Source organism: Streptomyces sp. UW30, assembly GCF_008042075.1.
Lineage (GTDB): Bacteria > Actinomycetota > Actinomycetes > Streptomycetales > Streptomycetaceae > Streptomyces.
In genome coordinates this window covers 401462-421209 of sequence record NZ_RDBN01000053.1, presented here as the reverse complement: position 1 = coordinate 421209, position 19748 = coordinate 401462, and the positions used below count along the sequence as shown (strand labels likewise).

Sequence of the window (19748 nt, the reverse complement as noted above, 5' to 3'; positions counted from 1 at the left end):
GGACGTCCTCGCCAGGCTGAAGAGCACCCTGGGAGAAGAGCACTCTGAAACCATTGCCGTGCGACACAATCTTGCCATCGTGCTCCACGACCAGGGCCGCTATGCAGAGGCCCGCCGTGAGTACGAGGACACTGTCGTGTGGTGAGGGTYTSGGGGTGTTCGTTGCCGAGGATGCGCTGGCGTAGGGACAGGACTGCTTCGTACTCGCGTTGGGCTGTTTCGAGCTGGCCTTTGTCGGCGAGGACAAGGGCGAGGCTGCTTCGTGTGGTGAGGGTGTCGGGGTGTTCCCTGCCCAGTTGTTGCCGCCGGGCGTTGAAAATGTCCTGGTAAGCGGCGCAGGCCAGGTCATAGTGCCCTTGGTCATGGATGAGTGAGGCGAGGTTCGACCGGGCGGTCAGGGTCTCGGCGTGGTCGTCGCCCAGGATGGCCGTTAGGGCCACGACAGTGTCCTCGTACTCACGGCGGGCCTCTGCATAGCGGCCCTGGTCGTGGAGCACGATGGCAAGATTGTGTCGCACGGCAATGGTTTCAGAGTGCTCTTCTCCCAGGGTGCTCTTCAGCCTGGCGAGGACGTCCTGGTACTGGGTGCGGGCCAGGACTACATGCTGCTGATCCTGCAGTACGCGGGCGAGTGCGTGCTGTGTGTCGAGGGTGTCGCGGTGATCCTCGCCGAGGACGCGTCGGCGGGTGGCAAGGACATCCTCAAGTTCGCTACAGGCCTCCTCGTAGCGGGTTTGGTCCTTCGAGAGCAGTGCCATTTGATGCCGGGTGGTGAGCGTATCGGGGTGCTTCTCGCCCAGCGTGCTCCTACGGATGGCGAGGACATCCTCATAGGCTGTGCGGGCCTGCGTGTAGTGGCCTTGGTCGTGAAGCAGGCTCGCCAGGTGGTTTCGGGTGGTTAGAACCTGCTGGTGATACTCCCCTAAGGTTTCGCGCAGTCGGGGGAGTGCAGCCTCGGCGAGGGCGTGGCCGGCATGAAGCAGGCCTCGGGACTGGAGCGCCAAGACTGTGCCGTTGACCGGTTCTGCGAGAGCCTCTGCGAGGGGGCCGTCCACCGTGCTCAGGTAGTGCGCGGCGTGCTGGACGTGCGGGGTGAGGAGTGTCCKCCGAGGCCAGTTGGCCGGGTCCTCGGGGGGGCCGGCCGATTCTGCGGCTCGCCCAAGAAGGCGGACAGCCAGCACACGCAACGCAGCATTGTGGTGCGCGTCGCGGACCAGCGGGTGAAGCGAGACGGTGCCCGATGCTCCGTCCGTAGGGGCCGTYTTCATCTCTGCCAAGCCCAACTGGGTCATGGCCCGCACTGACTTCCAGATCTGCTGCCCACTGATCCCGTCGAACACCGGGTCCTGGCGGACGATCTCGCCGTCCAGCAGGTCTAGTGGGACCGGGGCGGGAGCGAACACGGCCAATAATTGCAGCAGCGSGGGCGCGTGCGGGTGCTGGTCGGTGATGAGCCCTAGAGACATCCGCCAGATCTCCCGGAGCAAGCCCTGTCCGTCGAGATGGTGGATCCTCCCGGCCTCCATAGCCTGCCGGTAGGCGCGGAACGTAGCAGGATTCTCCACGGCTCGAAAGGGCGCGGGGGTGGAGCGGATGTCAGCGAGATAGCGGCCGGCGGTGTCCAAAGCCAGCGGCAGCCAACCCAGACGGGCGGCCAGGAGGCGTGCCTCCTCTGCGTCTCCGGCCTCCTGCCCGGCATGATCGATGAGGATCTGCGCACTGTCATCAAGGGGCAGCGGCTCGACCTGAATCCGCACGGGTTGCTCGCCCCACCGTTCACGGTTCCCGTCGCGGGTAGTGACGATGACCAGACCGTGGGCCGCAGAGTGAGCCCGTATCCATCCGTTGCCCAGGGACAGCTGGGCAGGCCCGTTCAAGAGCGTCAGCTGGTCAGCGTTGTCGATGATGAGTAGCCATCGGCTAGACAGTGAAGAGAGTCGATCCCACAGCGCGTCTGCCACCCGGCCCGCGGTCATCGTCTCCTGGGAGACACCAACTTCGCTCGCCACCGCGCGCAGCCCACCGTTGACTCCTTCCTCATCGTGGGCGCTAACCCACCACACCCGTGCCCTCGCGTCGCTGTTGGCATGCCGCGACTCCGCCTCGGGCACATTCATGAGTTGGAAGCGATGGGCGATCTCCAGAGCAACGGAGGTCTTTCCGATCCCGCCCAGCCCGTACAAAACCTGGATTCTCCTGCCCGCGCTCCTGCCGACTGTGGCGAGGATCCTTTCGATCAACTCATCGCGGCCGCGCAAAATACGCCCGTCGCGTTGACCCCAGGGGGGAGTAAGGGTTACCTGTGCTGCCTCCGCGCCCCCGCTGCCTTGGAACGTAGCGTTCGCGATATTCGCTGTGCCGGCAGCAAACGCCCCTGGACTCAGCGCGCTGATTGTAGCTCCAGTCATGGGCCGCAAAGAGGAACGTCGAGCCGAGGGCTCCCCGGTCAGGCCGAAGGCGTCTGACCGGGCTGCGGAGGGTTTTCGGGCATGCTCCCAAAATTCATCTGGCCAGCCGCGTAACCACCATTCCTGGCGTCGACGTTCATGTCGCCGCCGATTGCTTGCCCGTGGTCGCGGGCCTCCGCAAGGTTTCCTCTGGTCTTGGCGCGCGGTGCGATCTCGGCGGTCAACTCCTGCAAGCGGCCCGCGAGTTCTTCGCCCTCGTAATCGGGAAGTGTGCGGAGGATACTGGCAATCTGCCCTGCCCATGCGGCCTCAAGCTGACTGCGGGTGGCTCCTGATCCATTGGGTGACGCGGGAGGAAGTTCGGCCGCGGTGCGCTCCAGATGCTGCAAGATCGTCTGCTCTGCTTCCGCGTCGCCTCGACCCAGGAGCTTCGCCAGTCGGTCCCGAAACGAGGTCCAGAGATCTGTTCCGGCAGCAGCGATAACGGCTGTTCCACCGGCGGCTGCTACTGCGGTGATGGTTTCTGCCAGCATGTCCGCCCCCCGGTCCGCCACGCGAACTGCGTGACCCGTTCTGTGGTCGTGCTCCGTTGTACCGCACTGCGTGGCACGACGGCAGCTGTTGACGGAAGGCGWTATCGGTGATGCGTCGGTCTGGTGTCAGTGACGGTATGTCAGGTGCCCAGTGAGGTGATCGATCACAGGTCTCCCCTGCCTCACGCGTGCGCACCTCGCGCCGCAGCCCCATCCGCGCAGCCGCCGTCGTATGCGCTCCAGCAGGTGACGCCGTCGTCGTCGTTCAGGCTGSCCATGTACCAGTCGTCGTGGTTGACGGCTTTCACCAGACAGAGTCCGTGGGATCCCAAGACGATCTGTGGGTGGAGCCGGTCACCTTGTGCCGGCCAGCCCATCACGACGCGATCGGTGACGAGAGGTGTGGTCCCGGTCACCGGAGACCTTGCGGATCTGCTCCAGGGCCCGACCAGCCTGCCTGCCATCCCATGATGATGACAGCCACCGCGCGCCGAGTGCGCCACGGCTTCTCAGAGCACTGCTTTACGCGTTTGGCCAAGTGGCGAGCTGGCGTCACCCCATCCTGTTCCTGCCACTGTTGTCAGGGTGAGACGTTGCAGAACAGCCCGCCGAATGGAGTATCCCGTGTGGCGCTGCAGTGGAAATGCGCACAGAATTCAAAAGAGTGAAAGAAGTTGACTGGGTATAGTCCGCTTCACTTCTTCGGATCATAAGGTTCCGATATGAACCATTTTCGGCGAGAGCGGCGGGCGGTCCGTTCACATTCCAGCAATTCACATAACACTCAGAGGCGCAAAACCATCAGGCTGGCACTGTGGGTGACTGGTGCAATTTCGGCCGCTGTCCTTGCAGCCTTCGGGCAGGATATTTACAACTCAATCTTCCATCGCCCGCCGGGCCCGCTGGGCGGCCTTCCAGTGCTCATAGATCATTCCAGTGAAATCGTCCGAGAGGGATACTTCGTCGCTCTGCCACAGAAGGTGCAACTCCAGAACGGCCAATTGAAATCCTTGAGCAAGGGGAAGCCGGAAGCGTATGACTGGGCGATGGCGCGAGGCGGGGCTGAAGGGCCGAGAACTTCCATAAAGCTGGTAGTCGAGGGGCATCGGGAACATGCCGTCAAGATAATCGGAGTGGAGGCCGTTAAGGAACGCTGCCATGAGTCCTTAAGCGGAAGCCTTTTTGCAGCTTACAGCGCAGGAGGGGAGGAAAACATTTCGATGCTGTTCGACTTGGATGCCCCTAGATCTCTGGCCAAGGAGCCTGGGGGCGAAGACCCGTCCATGCTCAGTGACTATTTTGAGGCTCATTCCATTTCTCTTACTCGGGGCGAGCAGCAGACCCTTGTCCTGAACGCCGCTTCCGAAAAGAGCTATTGCGAGTTCAAGCTAAAGTTCACCATAGTGGACGGAAAATCCACTGTGACGCAATGGGTGGATGATTCTGGCCGGCCCTTCCGGGTGACTTCCCTGCGCAAGTTTAACGAGTATGGCTCCCTGTACTTCGGGGGTGTATCTACCTATCAATGCGGAGGGGGGTGGGTTCGCCGGGACCCCCAATCATTTGGAGATCAGAATCCCTATTCATTCAGTGGCGAAGTTGGCTGCTGAAAGGCCGTGCATCCAGCCGAAGCCATTGGTCGCCCCTACCCACACACAAGTGCGGGCAAAGGCGCCTCTGAGTACCTCAGCCGACGACAGTCAGCCACGGCGGCGGGTGCGGCGACCGACCACGTACGCGTATGCCTCGCTGCYCCCCCACCGACCTCAGCCACGTTGCCAATGCCGTCGACCTGAGCGAGCCACGACGGCCGGCCCGCCACGACCATGTCTGAGCCATCAGCTTGGGAAGCTGCGGTCATTTGAGGGTGGTTCGGGTGCTGACCTGGAGAAACGGTCGGGCCGTGGCCTTGTCGGGTCAGGTGGCTTTCACCGTGGTTCCCCGCTATTTCCCGCTCGGTCTGGTGCGCTTGTGGTGCACCTTGAGAGCCCGCGGACCTCTACTGCCCACTGACCGCTGCGACGTGCTGCCGAAGGCATGGTCATGGTGATGCTTGCAGAGCTGGTTGAGACGGCGTCCACGGCGAATACGACCGTGAAACGTCTGCACTGAGCGTGTAACGATGAGCCTGCCCCGGCCGTGGCCGCTCCCGGTGAGACGTCAGGTCGCTACGCTTTCCAGAGACCGGAACAGGGGGCGGGAGACAGCGTGGCTACACGAACGTTGGGCGGCAGATACAAGCTCACCGAAGTCCTAGGAAAGGGTGCCATGGGCACGGTGTGGAGGGCCCATGACCAGAACCTCGACCGCCCGGTGGCCGTCAAGGTCATCGCCAATCTCGCCGAGTCCCCCGAGGCGTCCGCTCGTCTCCGGCGTGAGGCTCGGTCGGCTGCGCGCCTGTCCAGCCCGCACATTGCCACCGTGTACGACCATGGCCACGACTCGGACGAGGACACCGACTACGTGGTCATGGAACTCGTGCCGGGAAAGACTCTGCGTCAGGTCGTAGCGGAGAACGGCCCGCAGCAGCCGAGTGATGTCGCACGCTGGGGGCCCAGATCTGCCAAGCGTTGACGGAGGCCCATGACAAGGGCGTGTGCCACCGTGATCTAAAGCCGCACAACGTAATGCTCACCCCCCAGGGCACGGTCAAGCTCGTGGACTTTGGCATCGCTGCGTATGCCGAGGCCGCCGACTACACGCGTATCACTGCCTCGGGTGCGGTGATCGGGACTCCGGCCTACCTCGCCCCCGAGCAGGCGCAGGGTCAGCCCGTAAACCATCGGAGTGACTTGTACTCGCTCGGCTGCACGCTCTATGAGCTACTCACCGGCCAGACACCGTTCTCCGGAACTACCTTCAAGGTCCTCCTCGACCACCTGAATACCCCGCCCGTGCCTCCAAGCGAACGTCGGCCTGATCTTGAGCCATGGGACGGTCTTGTGCTCAATCTTCTCGCCAAGGACCCAGAAACGCGGCCCACCAACGCTGCAAGCGTGGGGCAAGGGCTGGAGGCATTGACCCTCGTCCCGTCGCGGGCGCCTCGTTCAACGGCGAGGGAAGTCCCAACCCTGGTCGCTCCATTTAATGAGGTTGAGGAAGTTCGTCCCGAGACCAAAGAGGCAACGAGCATCCCGGCCGGCCATCAGACTGGGGTTGTGAAGTGGTGGAACCCCGAGAAAGGATTCGGCTTCCTAGTTCCGGATAACGGTGGGCCCGACATCTTCGTCCACTACAGCATGATTCAAATGGACGGCTTCCGGACCTTGGAGGAGGGTCAGCGAGTCGCCTTCGCGATCACTCAGCTGCCCAAGGGGCCAGGTGCTGATCGCGTCATCCCTCTCGGCTGATATGCCCGCTCTCCTCAGGATCCTGGAACGACCTGCCACTGAGGCGAGGTGGCTGGCGTCGTAGTGGGCGGCCAAGTCGTCGTCTACCACGACAAGGATTCGGGTCATGAGGTGCCAGCGCCTTCGGCGTTTGGCGATCTGGACTACACGAGTGTCGTGTCAGTGCCACGGCCAGCAGAGGCACAGCCGCGACGCACCTGAACGGAGCGACTTCTTGGTCCCGAAGCAACTTGGGCGGGGGCGCTGCCTTGGACTGGGGTGCTTCTCACCTGGGCTGATGGTCCGCAGACGTTCGCGCTCGTCCGCCGGTGTTCGCCGCCGTTGTCACACAGTTAGACACTCAGCCTTGCTCCATCTGCCGTGTGGGAAACACCGATGCAAGGGCGCTGACGGCCGTCCTACCATGAGTCTGCCTGCGTCGGCCGGCGCGCTGTAGACCCGCAGCACCGGCCCGTTGTGGAGGGGACCAGCCCGTTCGAGCCGGGCCAGGTGGGCTGACATCTGCTGAGCGGTTCGATACGGGTTCGTCTATGCCTCAAGGGGGCCATGGGACGGGAGCAGCTCGAACGGCTGCTGGGTGGCGACGACGACACGTCGGCGGCCGCTCTCGCTGCACTCCGCGCCGACGCTTCATACGTCGTCTGGGACGGAACGACCTCACCCAAGTCACTTGCGACGGTCTACGGGCGCCGACTCCGTCACACCCTTCGGAGGGGCATCGAGACCTCCGGCTTGGCCCGGGCCGTGCAACGCCTCGACCTATACGGCCGACCGGTTCGATTGGGGCAGATCAGGACTGCCGACGGATCGTGGATCTTCATGCTGTTTCTCGACGCGGACGGCAGCACGCTGGTGGCGTGCACTGGCGTACGTCAATCTCAACCAGGCACGGCACGACCAGACACCTGCTGAACCCGCGCACGGCCAACACGCTTCCCAACTGTGGTGGTGGGGTGGTGGGCGTTGTTCGGGGACGTTCACCTGGGCTCATGCACAGTCAGCGGTCTGAGCGGTTGCCGCCTCCGGCCTCGTCTGAACGTCCGCGAACGGCACTGAATGAGACGGACGGTGGAGCTGGGCTCGCTAGCATCATCGCTGTTGGAGGGGGCGTCATGGCGCTGGCCCGCAAGGGATCACGACGGATCGTTGTCGACGGTACGGCCTACCGCTGGCGGCTGCGAGGCAGGCCGACGTACTTCCAGGGGCTGGCATGGTCGCCGTGCACGTTCGCGGTCGAGCATGCGGAGAACCCGAGCCGGACGCTTGTGGTCACCACCAACCAGCCGCATCCGAGCAACTGGATCGGTCGTGAGACTGATCCTGTACTGCCGTCCGGTGTTGCTGCGGCTGTTCGGCTTGCTCTGCGTGATGGTTGGACTCCGACGGCTCCGGGCTCCGCTTTCCACCTCGATCAGTCCGCTGGCTTCACGCCTTCGAACTGACCGGATATGGGACTGGGTGGTGCTCGTAGCTCAGCCGACGACAGTCAGCCACGATGTCGGGTGAGCCGACCGATCACGCACGCGTATGCAGCTGCACCCCCACCGGCCTCAGCCACGCTGCCATGCCGTCGCCGAGAGCAAGCCGCGCCGGCCTGGCCGTGGGACGCCTCGGGGCCCGCCAAGTCAAAGCCCTCAGCGTTGGGAAGCTTGGGCTCCCTGGCCGCAACTTCTGGCTGAGCTGCGGCGGAGCGCTGTTGGAGCCCAGACCGCGACCTAGGGCCAGTCACCGCTGCTCCCCGTGGTTCCCCGCACGATCTGGCACGCGAATGGTCTGAGCCTCAGCCGACGACAGTCAGCCACGATGGCGGGTCAGCCGACCGTCCAGGCACGCGTGTGCCTCGCTGCACCCCGACCGGCCTGAGCCACGCCATCCGGCCGTCGACCGGAGCAAGCCTCGACGGAGGAAGCGCACGGCCTCCGACACGCATACAGCTGCGGCGGGCGGGAGGACGCGCTTCACTGGTTGCGTGGAACGTGTTCAGGGACCTATCGCACGGACCCCAGCGGCGCATGCCCGTGGCGTGGCTGCCTGTATCTCTATGCGAGCTGGCCTAGAACAAGTCCGTGCTGTCAGAAACACCGTAAGGGGACTTGAGTGGAGAACTTTGATCTGACCAGGCTGACAGATTTCGATTTCGAGGCTGTCTGTAAGGACATCTTCGAAGCGGAGTATGGCGTAAGGCTAGAGATATTCTCACCTGGTGCAGACTCTGGAGTGGATCTCCGCTACCTTCATGAAGAAGGTTCCGAGCTTGTGATCCAATGCAAACATTGGGTTCGCTCACCACGCTCGAAATTGATCGATCGACTAAGGGTTTCCGAACTCCCGAAAGTGCAGAGGCTGCAACCGAGCAGATATGTCCTTGCCACCTCAGTGGAGTTGACGAAGGGAGCCAAGGATAAGATTCATGATATCTTTTCGCCATACGTGAAGACACCGAGCGACATCTATGGAATCACTGAAATAAACGCACTTCTTCGCAAGCATGAGAGTATCGTCAGACGCCATGTTCGGTTGTGGTTGACAAGTGCATCCGTGTTGTCTGCGCTACTTTCTAAAAGTGTCTTGACGCGCTCTCAGCAACTCGCAGAAGAGCTGGACTCCACGCTTCGCACATACGCGCCTAATGAGAGCTATGGCAGGGCTGTGGAACTTTTGGAAACGCGACACACCTGTGTGATAGCAGGGATCCCCGGTATCGGTAAGACAACTTTGGCTCAAGTGCTCTGTGCTGGATACGTGAGCGAAGGATACGAGTTGGTCGAGGTATCGGCCGATCTTGAGGAAGCTAATTCTCTGTGGGACGAGTCAGTTGCACAGATGTACTACTATGACGATTTCCTGGGGCAGACAACTCTAGAAGAGAAGCTCGGCAAGAACGAGGATAGCCGCCTTCTTGCCTTTATGAGCAGAGTCGAAAAATCTAGCAATAAGCGGTTCATCCTCACGACACGTGAGTACATCCTTGCTCAAGCACGGCAACGATACGAAAAGCTTCATAGGTACCGCTTCGACCTGCATACGTGTGTAATCAATATGGCGGATTACACGTACCGTGCCAGGGGTGCCATTCTCTACAATCACGTGTATGCGTCCGGTCTCGACGATGGTGTGAAGGCAAGCTTCGCGGATCCTGCCGTGTATGTGCCAATCATTCGGCATCCAAATTTCAACCCTCGTGTGGTTGCAGCCACTATTGCTGAAGCAGACAGCTTCTCTTCGAATGAAGGAGATCTTGGGCGGCGCATCCTAGATAACCTTAGGGACCCCCGAAGTGTTTGGTCTCATATTGTAAGTCATCAGCTCAAAGACCCTGACATTCAACTTCTTGCGCTCACCTACTCGTTTTTGAATGGCGTACACCTGGGCGACATGCAGGATCTCTGGATTTCGCTGAGTCGAAGTTCAAGGGATCTGCGAACTTCCATCGCCACTCTTGACGGCACGATGCTGAGGACCTATCGAAAATCCGATAAAGTCTTCCTATCCTTCCATAACCCCTCCGTTCGCGACTTCATGCGAGAGTACCTCCTTGAGGATCGATCGAATTTGCTACAGCTCATCAAGGATTGCGTTCATTTTGAGCAGATCGAAGCTCTCGCGGTGATGGCAAGCGAGCGAAACGAGGCTCTTCAGTTCTTTATGCAGAATTTCGATGCAATCGAAAAGGTGGCGCTGAAAGCGTATGAGTCTCAAGGCCTACGCAGTGACGGTGTAAACACCAGTATCGACCCCGCCGAGCGAGCCAGGGTGTATCTGAATTTCGGTAATATGATTGCCTCTGGGTCGATCCTGGAGTGCACCCGAAGGGCGATTGTTGAAGATGAAGCCATTCTAAACGCATCCGATCCGGAGGACATTCTTGCAATCATCCGATTTTTGCGCGAGTCGGATCGGGAGTCATTGCGCGACGCTGTGCCTGATGCTGTTGATATGGCAATCGAATGGATCAAGGGTGATTTGTCGGACTGGGATTTGCTAGAGTCGGCCAAAACCTTCCTTGAGAATCTATCCGATATTGTCCCGGGAGTTGCGATCCCTGATGTTGAAGACGATATGCGGTGGTACGCCGAGCGTAGGATCGAGGAATGGGCAGAAGCGGGGCCCGACTCGATGCTTGATCCATCAATGATGGAGAGGGTTCTGGCTTTCGCGAATGAGTACGAGGACCCAGACGGAACTTTCCCCGGCTATAGCGAAGCAGTAGACAAGATGCCGGGCATGGACGATGACGACTACGATTATGGTAGGCGCGAGCTCTCGGGTTCTGATTCAGGAATGAGCCTTAGGCAGGAGATGAGAGAGGTTGCGGACATGATGGGTTCGCTTCGGACTGATGATTTTTGACGCGACCTGCCGCTCCGCCGGCCAACTCAACCGCGACGTTTCCCTTCTCTGAGCCAGGTGGCTGGTTGCTGGGCGCGGCACGGGCGCCGGCCGGGCTGGAGCGGGGCGGAGACAGGAGCGCAGGCCCGGCCGGSGGCCGGGCCGCGCGCGGGGAGCGGAGCGAGCCGCCTTGATGAAGTAGGGAAAGTTCTATCCCGATCGCGCTCTTGTGGACCTGAAGCCCGGTTGCTGCCATGACTGCATCGATGTCGAGGAGGCAGGGACCATGGCTGAGCTCAAGGTTGTGCGGTGGAAGCGACATGGGCACGATCGCCTGTATGCGAATCTCCCCGACGGCACGGCTGCCGGCTGGGCCGACTGCAAGACGGGAAAGATCACGGTCCGTCTAGGTGAGCATCGTGACGCAGTCGTGGCCGTGTTGCGACAGCACTTAACCGGTGCGGCCGATGTGCCGGCACCACCCGAAGCCCCGGCGCCCACACCATTGCTACCGCCCCTCGCCCCTGATGATGACCTCGCCTCCAACTCGCCTGGCACTGCACTGCGTTCCAAGGTCACGGAGACTTCAGCGGGTCTCATGACGCGAGCCCTTGCTCGGGTTCTGGGCCGTCCGGCCGATGGAGATTCCTGGCGCACGGGCATGAGGGGCGAACGCCGCGTAGGCGCTGAACTCGATCGACTGCGGCGTCATGGGTGGCGCGTGCTGCACTCCATACCGCTGCCACGCGAGGTAGACCTCGACCACCTACTGATCGGGCCCGGTGGGGTGTTCAGCGTCAACACGAAGAATCATCCACAGAAGGCGGTATGGGTCGGCAACGATGCAGTGAAGGTCAACCACGGTCGACCCGAGCCGTACGCTCGCAAGAGCCGGGCCGAGGCGAAGCGCGTGCAGCGGGTTCTTGAGCGCTACTGCGGCTTCGCTGTCCCTGTGGAGCCTGTTCTGGTCTTCGTCGGCGTCACGGATCTGAAGGTCGTTGCCACCCAGCTCACGGTGAGGGTGTACCGCGAACGAGAGGTTTCAGCCTTAGCCCCTCTCAACGGCGTGCTGACCGCTGACGAGATCGAGCGGATCTATGCCATCGCCCGCCATCGCCATGCGTGGCTGACGGCCTGATGTCTAGGTCAGTGGGCGCTGAGGAGCTTCCGGCCGTCGTGGCTCCGGACATGCGGGCCGTTGCCGTCCAAGGCGTCCAAGAGCCTGATTGCGAAGACTTCGGCCATACGCTCCGCGACCTCGTCGGGTGTGAGCCATGAGACGGCCGTCGACTCACTCGACGTGCGCTCCGTGCCGCCGGACGGCTTGCAGCGGAAGACCAGGGCCGGGCCTGGCGCAGTGCACGCCAGGCCGTCTTGCCCCCCGCACGTCTTCGCGTCGCCCACGGGGAGGCGGGTGTACGACAACCGGCACACGCGTCTTACCAAATGGCTCAACGACGGGATCCCGCCCGCACAGGTGGCCGAGTGGGCCGGGAACAGTGTGCCGGTACTCCTCGCCACGTACGCCCGCTGTGTCGAAGGGCAGCTTCCTGATTTGAAGAAGCGCCTCGAAGCAGCCGGAGACCTCCCCGAGCTGCCCGGCGCTGGTTGATCTTCGGCCAAGAAACTTCGACACGTATTCGACACGGCCACCCGCGAAAACCCGGTGACAGCCGGACAGCCCCGGAGTCTGCCCTTGATCATCAAGAGGGCGTCCGGGGTGTCGTCGTATCAGTTGGAAAGCGTCCTGACCAGCAAAAACGCCCTCCCGAAGGAGGGCGGAGACTGGGCGCCCCCGGCAGGACTCGAACCTGCGGCCAAGCGCTTAGAAGGCAACGTGACTAGCCAAGACTCTAACCTGCGGAAACGTGGCCTGACCACCCCTCAACACCCCACCAGGCACCTTGCGTAGGACTCCCTAGTGAAGTTGCCTACCGGCTGGGCGCCAGTCCCAGACGGCATGCCTGACCAGGGGAAACCTCTGTACGCCTCTCTCCCGGCCTATCTCCCCTGCCCTGGTCTCCTCGGTCCAGCCGTGTCCCCACAGCCCTGGAGACGGACACGCACGGGGTAGGCCAGGGGTGCACTTGCCGTGTCGGCTGGCTGGCTGTGGTGGGGACTGTGCTGCCCCTTCTCCGACCCCTGCCTAATGCCCTGCCCATATGGATGCGAGAAGGCGTGCCTATATCAATGAGAGAGAGACCCAGCCCCCGCCCCGACTTTCCCTCTCCGGTAATTCTCCAGGGGTACAGCGCAAGGGCGAGAAGGAGAGGTGCTAAAACTTTCAACGTGTCCCAGTTTGCCCAGAAACGTACCCGGGGGTTATTAAATGGCGCCGTGGAGGTGGAGGTGAGTCCCCTAAAAATTCCACCATACATATATGTGCTCTACGTCACGTACCCGGGTAGCTGTGCAGGGTAGAGATCGGAGAAGGTAAGCAGGTGCTTAGTCTCCAGTCGGTTCCAGCATGCCCATAACGGTGCGCAGGTAGTAGTTACACCGCGCTAGGTCTTGTTTCTGCGGGGCTAGGCCCTTGTTTTCTCCGACTGGATAGGAACACCCCTGCCCCACAGTTCCTCGGCGTGGTCTGAGAACCGAGAGAACATCCCTCCAGCACCCATAGACCGGAGATGAAGTAGGGGTGAGTCATGCCCTACCAGCCTGGCCAGATGGGGTGTGACCAGTGCTTCATCATCGAACCGGAACACAGAGAGGGATACGTGATTGGTGGCATCCTCGGGAGATGAGTACCGGGCCTCTACTTCCTCCAGCCTGGCTAGGTTCTCCAGACTCACGCGAATGCGGGTGGAGACGGTAAGGGCTACGTCCTCGATTACTTCCCTCTGCCTGGTTACCTCTCCATTGGGGTCTCCCAGAAGGAATCTGACTCGGCACCCTTCCCGTACCTTCCTGCGCAGGAGATTGGAGAAGTCCGGTACCTGAGTCCAGAGGAAGTAGTTCGTGTAGCCGGAGAAGAACAGTTCCTCGGTGGCCTGCTCGGTGAGTTCTCCCCAGACCGTGGAAGGACAGGCGGAGCGATAAGGGTAGCTGTGAACAATCTCCCTATCCCCTCCGGTCTTGATCCGTTCCTTTACCGCCTTGGGCCAGATCATTTCTTCGTCCACTCCCAGTGCTTTGCAGGCATCCTCACGGTTCCTCGGGTGGGGGATTAGCTCAGGGTCATTCACCCACCGCTCCACCGTCTTCCCCGACACCCCCACCTTTAGGGCCAGCTTCCTCGGCGAGAGACCGGCTGACTCCATAGCTGATCGTAGGGCACTGTTCAAGGTCTCCCCCATGGACATCTAGGACGTTCTCAGAGCGTAGTCCTGGACGTCCCGACTGTCTGCGGTTCCGACCTGATCCGACCTGAAGGGGTAGTCACGATCCAGACATGGCGGATGAGGCAAGAGTGAGAGCCAGGGTTCCTGCTCGGGTTGCCCGGCTGACGGACAAGGTGATGAACGCGTACGGGGCATTCGTGGATCACGCCGTGCAGTGCGGTGAATGCAGAGAGACGGGCGGGAGATGTGGGGAGGCTGAGGTTCTGTGGGGTCACTATCGGGAAGCGCGGAAAGAAACCACAACCTCCTAGGGTTCCTGATCGGAATGAGTGTGGTGGGTTCCTCGTTCCTGCTCCCTTGGTGGGGAACCCTCCTCCTCATAGCCGGGGCGTGGATCATCGGGGTCGTGGGCGGTGATTCTCTTGGGCATGGGATCGGGTCGGGAGGAACATTCCCCTTCGGTGTCCTGCTCGTTCTCTCCGGTGTGACTGGCGACTACAGCCAATACGACCTAGTGGCACTGATCGGAGTAACAGCCATGGGTGGACTCCTCATTTCCAGTAGGGGTCAGCCGGCTCGGGGTTAGTGGGTAATGAGAGTGGGCCAGCCGATGACTATCGGCATGGCCCTTCTCTGTGTCTACCTGATTACGCCGCCTTCTCCAGCTCTGCCCTGATCTCCGAGTAACGCTGAGAGACGTAGCCTCGACTGACGCCAATCTTCTCTGCTGCCTGCGTCGGCGTTAGTCCATTCAGGAACGCCTGACGGATGGCTGCCTTGTTCTTCTCTGCGTTGGTGCTGGTCCTGCTGTTGCTCCTCCGTCCGTTACCGTTACCGGTACCTGCGTTAGTGCTGGCGTTACTGTCACCGTCGGCGTTAGTGGTCCTCGGCGTTAGTGACTGCGTTACCACCGTTACCGTTACTTCCTCCGTTAGCGTTAGCTCCAGGTCTCGGAACTTCCTGCGGTAGATCGGTGCTACCTCACTGGTGCAGATGAGAATGACTGGCGCAATGGAGTGGATAGCTACGCCCACCCAGTCGCCCGCCGAGTAGCTTCCCCAGACATTCAGGAACAGGGAGGCTAGGCCAGTAATCCAGCGGAACCAGGTTGGCCACCTACCTCCCTTCACTCCGTGCCTGGATAGGACAGCATCGGCGGATAGGGATAGGACTAGGGCGGCATCCACCAGGACCGGTAGAAGCCAGCCAGTCCACTCCCACTCTGAATGAGCCGAGACCAGGGGAGCACCGGTCATGAGGCTGAAGATGATGGCTGCTCCGGCAATGATCCAGACAGCAACGCTAACGGTCTTACGGGTACGCCTAACGCTTCGCAGTTCGTTAGTAACGTCGTACATAGAATCTCCTTCGCGAGTAACGCCAGACGAGTAACGCCTAACGCTGGTTGGTTGGGTAACGCCTACGCGAGTAACGCAGACGAGTAACGGCTACGGGGTAACGCTGATTGGTTGAGTAACGGTAAGGATGAGGGGCCGCGTCTGCCGACACGACCCACTCCCTTGCGTTACCAGGTGAATAGGTCGCCTAGTCCCTGCATGTTCCGAGGTAGGTCGGAGTAACGGTTGGACTGCGGTAGGTCTGGTAGTTCTGCATCCGGTGAGTAGGTGGAGTTCCTGCCCTCAATCCAGAACGGAGAGAGAGAACCCACAACGGATAGGTACTGGCTCTTTCCTCCGTCGAGTAGAGCTACCACCTTCGTTAGATCACCCTTCTTGAAAGCCTTCTTCAGCTTGGACAGGAGTAGGTCCCAGGTTCCAGCCCAGCCGGTGTGGTAATTCCCATCGGAGGTGAGAGCAACGTAGGTGAATCCAGGGGTGTGCTCCATTACTCGGACCTCGTTGAGTAGTCGACCCTCAGCGTGTAGCTGGGTCATGTACTGGACGGAGGAATGAAGCTCACACAGCCCCATTCGGTGTCGGTAATCCTTGGGTGGTGCAGAACAGATAGAGCCGTTGTCCAGCTTCCACGGGCAGGTGCGGTTGTACATAGGTGATGCCTCCTTTAGGCATGACGAGTAGAGGGCCCTGCTAATCGCGGGCACCCTCTTGGATTGGATGAAGAGACCCCAGGTTGTTTAACCCAGGATCGGAGGATGAGAGTGTGACCTCTCACGAATGCAACATGGATCCGATAGGTAGAGGGGTTCCTGAGAGACACAGCCAGACCTGACAGACCTGACATGCCGACTACTCTCCGGCCGTGGAGACAAGCTCCAGACCGGAGTCATCCCAAGAACCCCCCTCATTCCTTCTCCGATGGATCCGGCTGGGCGCCAGACCCAGACGGCAGGAACTACCTCAGTGGGTGGGGGGTATATAGGTGGGTGGTGGTGTGGAGTTGTTGTTGTTGTGGCTTAACAACACCTATATAGGGGGGAGGGACAACAACAACAATCCCAACAACTTCCCGGCTCAGACCTCCTCACGGGTCCAGCGGTACGACCCATCCACAGACAGCAGGGCCCCGTAAGCACGGCCACCAGAGAGGTTCGAGGTGTACGTAGTCTTGGACCCCCCGAACTTCTGAGAGAGCTTGTCTGCCACGGTTGCAGGCTTCATTCCCTGGCACTCGGTGATGACGTACTCGGCGATGCTGGAGTTACGGTCAAGGGTTGCAGTAGCTCGGTTCTGCTTGGCCTGCTCCCTGGACTCTGCCTGCTCCTTCTTCTTGGCCTCGCGATCAGCCTTCTTCTTGGCGTTCTCCTCGGCCAGAGCGGTAAGGCTCTTCTCTTCCAGAACGGTGAATCGAGCACCGGCACCAGGAGCAAGGGTCATGCGGTACTCCTCCGCAATGTGGTTGCCCTTGAACTTGAGGAACACCCTGCCGTTCTGCCGGTAGGCATAGACCCTGTGCCTGACAGACTGCGTGATCGTGCTGGAGCCTAGGGGCAGGTCAGACTTACCGTTGGGCCCTGTCTTCTCGGAGGAGTGAGCTACCACCAGGACCGGAATCCCGGAGTTCACGAACAGGCGCACTCCATCGAAGAAGTCTCGGATGGTCTCGTCACTGTTGATGGTTCCGTTAATGGCCTGAGTAAGGGAGTCAATCACCACGAAGTTGTAGCCCTGGTCAAGGATCTTCTTGTGGAGCGACTTCCACTTGGCAGGGGTGCGCATGATGGGTAGCTGGAAGATATCGACCGGAGGAGCCATGCCCTCTGGGAGTGCGGTGCTGATTCGCTTGACGTACTCAGTCTGTGCGTTGTCATCCGTTCCGAGGATTGCCACCTTCCATGGCCGGTCATCCACTTCCCTGTCAAGGAATGTTCCGCCAGTCACCATCGCTGCCACGAGAGCACAGACGAGATAGGACTTCCCTGTCTTGCTCTCTCCGTAGAGAAGGGTGGTAGCGGAGGAGATCACCCCATCAACGATGAAGTCCTCTACTTCCTCCGCTGCTGCTAGTGCCTCCTCCCACGTGAATACCTTGCCGTCCCACTCGGGGATGTACTCGGCCTCTAGGGTTGCTACTGCACTGTTGTCCGTCATGTCTTTCCTTCTCCATTCGGTTGGTTGGTCAATGGGTGCCCGCCATGGCAGGGCCCCGGGTTTGTCTGTTGTCTGTCGTGCCTTACTGCTCCTCGCTCAGCAGCTCCTTAAGAATCCGTTCAACGTTCCAGTGGCGTCGGCATAGCTGCCTTGCGTAGATCTCCTCTCGGCCACACTTGAGGCAGCCGTAGTGGATGTCTTCGTCGCGTTCGTGGTGCATTGCTGTTCTCCTTTGGTCATGCAGAAGGGGCCTCTATCGCATTGGACAGAGACCCCTCTGATGTGTGCTCGCCGTATGAAATTGATAGGTCCGAGCCGGCTGACCCCTGGGAAATTACTTCATCAGGTCAGCCAGATACTCGCGAACCTTGCCGCTCTCATCCTTCTCCAGGATCGTTCCGACTAGATTGGCTAGCTGATACGGATTGGAGGAGAGCAGGACTAGCAGCGCTCCAATCTCCTCGGATGCAAAGCCCTTACCGACTCCCTCGAATGGGATGGAGTACTCACCGTCTCGGCCTACCTGAATCTCAACCTTCCTGACCACTCGGGCCGGATAGTCAGTGGCCTTACGCAGATGGTTCAGCACTGCCACATGCTTTGGTCCTGCGCTCATCCCTGCTCCTCCTTCTTCTTCTTCTGCCTCTCCCTGTACTGCTTGATTGGCCTCAGCTCCTGCCCCCTCTTGTGAGCCCTGCTGTGCTGCTCGCAATAGCCGTAGCTGTGGTGGCCTCGATTGCACTCCTCGAACTTGCAGTAGATCGGGCTGCTAGTGGTGTAAGCCCTCAGCGGGCGAAGCTCCATTCCTCGACGAAGCTGGTTCCCGTGTCCATGGCAGTAGCCGCCCCGCCTCTCCGGCCTGCTGCATCCCTCGAAAGTGCAGTCCTTGTACTCGTTCATTGCTGGCCCTCCTCTGGGCATAAAGAAAGACCCTGCCGGAGTGGCTAGGGCCTTCGTGTGTTTGATGTGTGTTCGGCATCCAGCGTCAGCGATGCCGATAATGCTCAGTCCTTGCTGAACAGGGTTCGCCTGTATCGCTCGTACTGTTCTGCTCCAATGAGCACGGCCTGAGTCTTGCCGTACTTAGTCAGGTGGATTTCCTCTCCAGCCTCGGCCTTCCTCAGTAGCTCGGCCAGTACTGGCTTTGCCTCACTGCCTGCAATCCGAATCATGTTCCGCTCCTCTCTACCGTCTCCCACCATGGGATACTGGTGTAAGGCTCGCTAGTGAAGGACTCCCATACTTCACCTAGTGCCTCATCAAGAGACTGTGCAGCCCTCTTCTCCCCGAGATATTGCACCCTCTTCAGCCGGTGTCGCTCTACTGAATCAGTTAGTCCTGAAGGAATCCCCAGCCCTGCTGCGTACTCCACTACGTCCAGGGTTGGGGCAAACTCTTCCATCCGATCCACCACCCTTACGCCCTTGAACCTTCCGTGCGTCAGGTGCTCTAGCGCTAGGCCACCCCTGGTGATTCCCAGGATCTCCACTGGCACGCCGCCGTTATTGGTTCGGGTTAGTTCGGCCAGCCTCTTCAGCGTCGGGTCTGATGTAGTCCCGAACTTCACGTTTCCGCTCTCCATCTGGATTGCGTACATCCATCCATCCGTATCCCCGGCAATGGCCCCTYCCTCCCCCAGTTCCTCAACCACTCGGATTACCTTGTCGTTCCTCCAGTTGCAGACCCTCATCAGGCAGGGCTCACAAAGGGGGATCCGAATACTCCCGAATCCCCTCAGCTTGGCTGGACTCCCGCAAGCCTCTCCGGTGTCGGTGCTTACTACTCCTACGCAGCTAACCTCAGCTACTCCGTCATGCTTCTCCTCCGCGAATAGGTCGCGCTCCATGGGTGGTACCTACTTACTTGCAAGGGGATGCGCCGAGCCCTCGGCCATCCCCAATGGTGGTGCCCCCCCACCTACACGAAAGGCCCCGAGACTGGTTCTCTCAGGGCCTTTCACGAGTGGGTGTGTGTAGTTGTTCAGCCATTCCCTCTCAGCCTCTCTCCTGGCCGTACAGGGATTCTCTTACGCCGCCTTGCGCTCTGGCAGTAGAACCATCAGGCACGTCCCGTCAGATGCGTAGTGCTTGGCTAGATCCTTGATGCTCGGGAAGTGGCCACGGCAACGGATGCAGCGAACTCCCTTGATGCTCTTGGTGTAGTACTTCTTCATTGGTTGACCTCCTGGTCTGTCGGTGTTGGTCTACCTGTGGATACACGTATGGCATTGCAGGTTCCACAGGTGGGGGGTGTTGGTCCAGGTGTCCTCAAATAGAGAAGCCCGGCAGTCATATGGACCACCGGGCTTCTCTGCTGAGCACCCAACCAACCAAAG

16 protein-coding genes and 3 pseudogenes are annotated in these 19748 nt (G+C 60.4%); 7 read left to right on the top strand and 12 right to left on the bottom strand.

Annotated features, from left to right (window positions below; translation table 11 throughout):
- Positions 1–58 precede the first annotated feature (58 nt).
- Positions 59–145: a tetratricopeptide repeat protein gene (locus EAO75_RS48735; protein ID WP_410092834.1), complete on the top strand. Its 87-nt coding sequence runs from the start codon at positions 59–61 to the stop codon at positions 143–145.
- A 49-nt stretch (positions 146–194) separates the two neighbouring features.
- Here EAO75_RS48735 and fxsT read toward each other — a convergent pair.
- The 3 genes and pseudogenes from fxsT to EAO75_RS36060 form a co-directional block, all read right to left on the bottom strand.
- A pseudogene (gene fxsT, locus EAO75_RS36070) lies at positions 195–2408 on the bottom strand (FxSxx-COOH system tetratricopeptide repeat protein); the annotation flags it as partial.
- Between the two features lie 38 nt (positions 2409–2446).
- Complete coding sequence (locus EAO75_RS36065) at positions 2447–2941, bottom strand: hypothetical protein (RefSeq protein ID WP_261989566.1); 495 nt, start codon at positions 2939–2941, stop codon at positions 2447–2449.
- A 182-nt stretch (positions 2942–3123) separates the two neighbouring features.
- Positions 3124–3357: a hypothetical protein gene (locus tag EAO75_RS36060; RefSeq protein WP_147999346.1), complete on the bottom strand. Its 234-nt coding sequence runs from the start codon at positions 3355–3357 to the stop codon at positions 3124–3126.
- Positions 3358–3663: 306 nt separating this feature from the next.
- Between EAO75_RS36060 and EAO75_RS36055 the strand changes: the two genes are divergently transcribed.
- From EAO75_RS36055 to EAO75_RS36025, 6 genes and pseudogenes are all read left to right on the top strand, one after another.
- A complete protein-coding gene (locus tag EAO75_RS36055) occupies positions 3664–4551 on the top strand; it encodes a hypothetical protein (protein WP_187284726.1) in 888 nt (295 codons plus the stop codon).
- 529 nt (positions 4552–5080) lie between these two features.
- A pseudogene (locus tag EAO75_RS48730) lies at positions 5081–5868 on the top strand (serine/threonine-protein kinase); the annotation flags it as partial.
- A 15-nt stretch (positions 5869–5883) separates the two neighbouring features.
- Positions 5884–6291 (top strand): cold-shock protein, encoded by a 408-nt coding sequence (locus EAO75_RS48725; protein ID WP_410092832.1) that lies wholly within the window; start codon positions 5884–5886, stop codon positions 6289–6291.
- Between the two features lie 1112 nt (positions 6292–7403).
- A complete protein-coding gene (locus EAO75_RS36035) occupies positions 7404–7733 on the top strand; it encodes a hypothetical protein (protein ID WP_147999341.1) in 330 nt (109 codons plus the stop codon).
- 655 nt (positions 7734–8388) lie between these two features.
- Positions 8389–10641 carry a restriction endonuclease gene (locus tag EAO75_RS36030; protein WP_147999340.1) on the top strand — a complete coding sequence of 751 codons (2253 nt, stop codon included), beginning with the start codon at positions 8389–8391 and terminating at the stop codon, positions 10639–10641.
- A gap of 265 nt (positions 10642–10906) precedes the next feature.
- Entirely contained in the window at positions 10907–11758 is an 852-nt protein-coding gene (locus tag EAO75_RS36025) for a nuclease-related domain-containing protein (RefSeq protein WP_187284724.1), read from the top strand.
- A gap of 8 nt (positions 11759–11766) precedes the next feature.
- Here the strand turns inward: EAO75_RS36025 and EAO75_RS47775 are convergent.
- The 9 genes and pseudogenes from EAO75_RS47775 to EAO75_RS35975 form a co-directional block, all read right to left on the bottom strand.
- Positions 11767–11964, bottom strand: a pseudogene (locus tag EAO75_RS47775) (NUDIX hydrolase); the annotation flags it as partial.
- Positions 11965–13145: 1181 nt separating this feature from the next.
- Entirely contained in the window at positions 13146–13883 is a 738-nt protein-coding gene (locus EAO75_RS36010) for a helix-turn-helix domain-containing protein (protein ID WP_148000482.1), read from the bottom strand.
- 668 nt (positions 13884–14551) lie between these two features.
- Positions 14552–15262, bottom strand: coding sequence for a DUF2637 domain-containing protein (locus tag EAO75_RS36005; RefSeq protein WP_147999338.1), 711 nt, complete (start codon positions 15260–15262; stop codon positions 14552–14554).
- A gap of 167 nt (positions 15263–15429) precedes the next feature.
- Positions 15430–15912, bottom strand: coding sequence for a hypothetical protein (locus EAO75_RS36000; RefSeq protein WP_147999337.1), 483 nt, complete (start codon positions 15910–15912; stop codon positions 15430–15432).
- Between the two features lie 424 nt (positions 15913–16336).
- Positions 16337–17413 (bottom strand): AAA family ATPase, encoded by a 1077-nt coding sequence (locus EAO75_RS35995; RefSeq protein ID WP_147999336.1) that lies wholly within the window; start codon positions 17411–17413, stop codon positions 16337–16339.
- 334 nt (positions 17414–17747) lie between these two features.
- Positions 17748–18029: a hypothetical protein gene (locus EAO75_RS35990; RefSeq protein ID WP_147999335.1), complete on the bottom strand. Its 282-nt coding sequence runs from the start codon at positions 18027–18029 to the stop codon at positions 17748–17750.
- Positions 18026–18313 carry a hypothetical protein gene (locus EAO75_RS35985; RefSeq protein WP_147999334.1) on the bottom strand — a complete coding sequence of 96 codons (288 nt, stop codon included), beginning with the start codon at positions 18311–18313 and terminating at the stop codon, positions 18026–18028. The genes EAO75_RS35990 and EAO75_RS35985 overlap by 4 nt, the downstream gene beginning before the upstream one ends.
- A gap of 104 nt (positions 18314–18417) precedes the next feature.
- Positions 18418–18585: a type II toxin-antitoxin system Phd/YefM family antitoxin gene (locus EAO75_RS35980; protein WP_187284723.1), complete on the bottom strand. Its 168-nt coding sequence runs from the start codon at positions 18583–18585 to the stop codon at positions 18418–18420.
- Positions 18582–19259, bottom strand: a complete 678-nt coding sequence (locus tag EAO75_RS35975) for a GIY-YIG nuclease family protein (RefSeq protein WP_147999332.1) — start codon at positions 19257–19259, stop codon at positions 18582–18584. Before EAO75_RS35975 ends, EAO75_RS35980 begins: the two co-directional genes overlap by 4 nt.
- Positions 19260–19748: the final 489 nt, after the last annotated feature.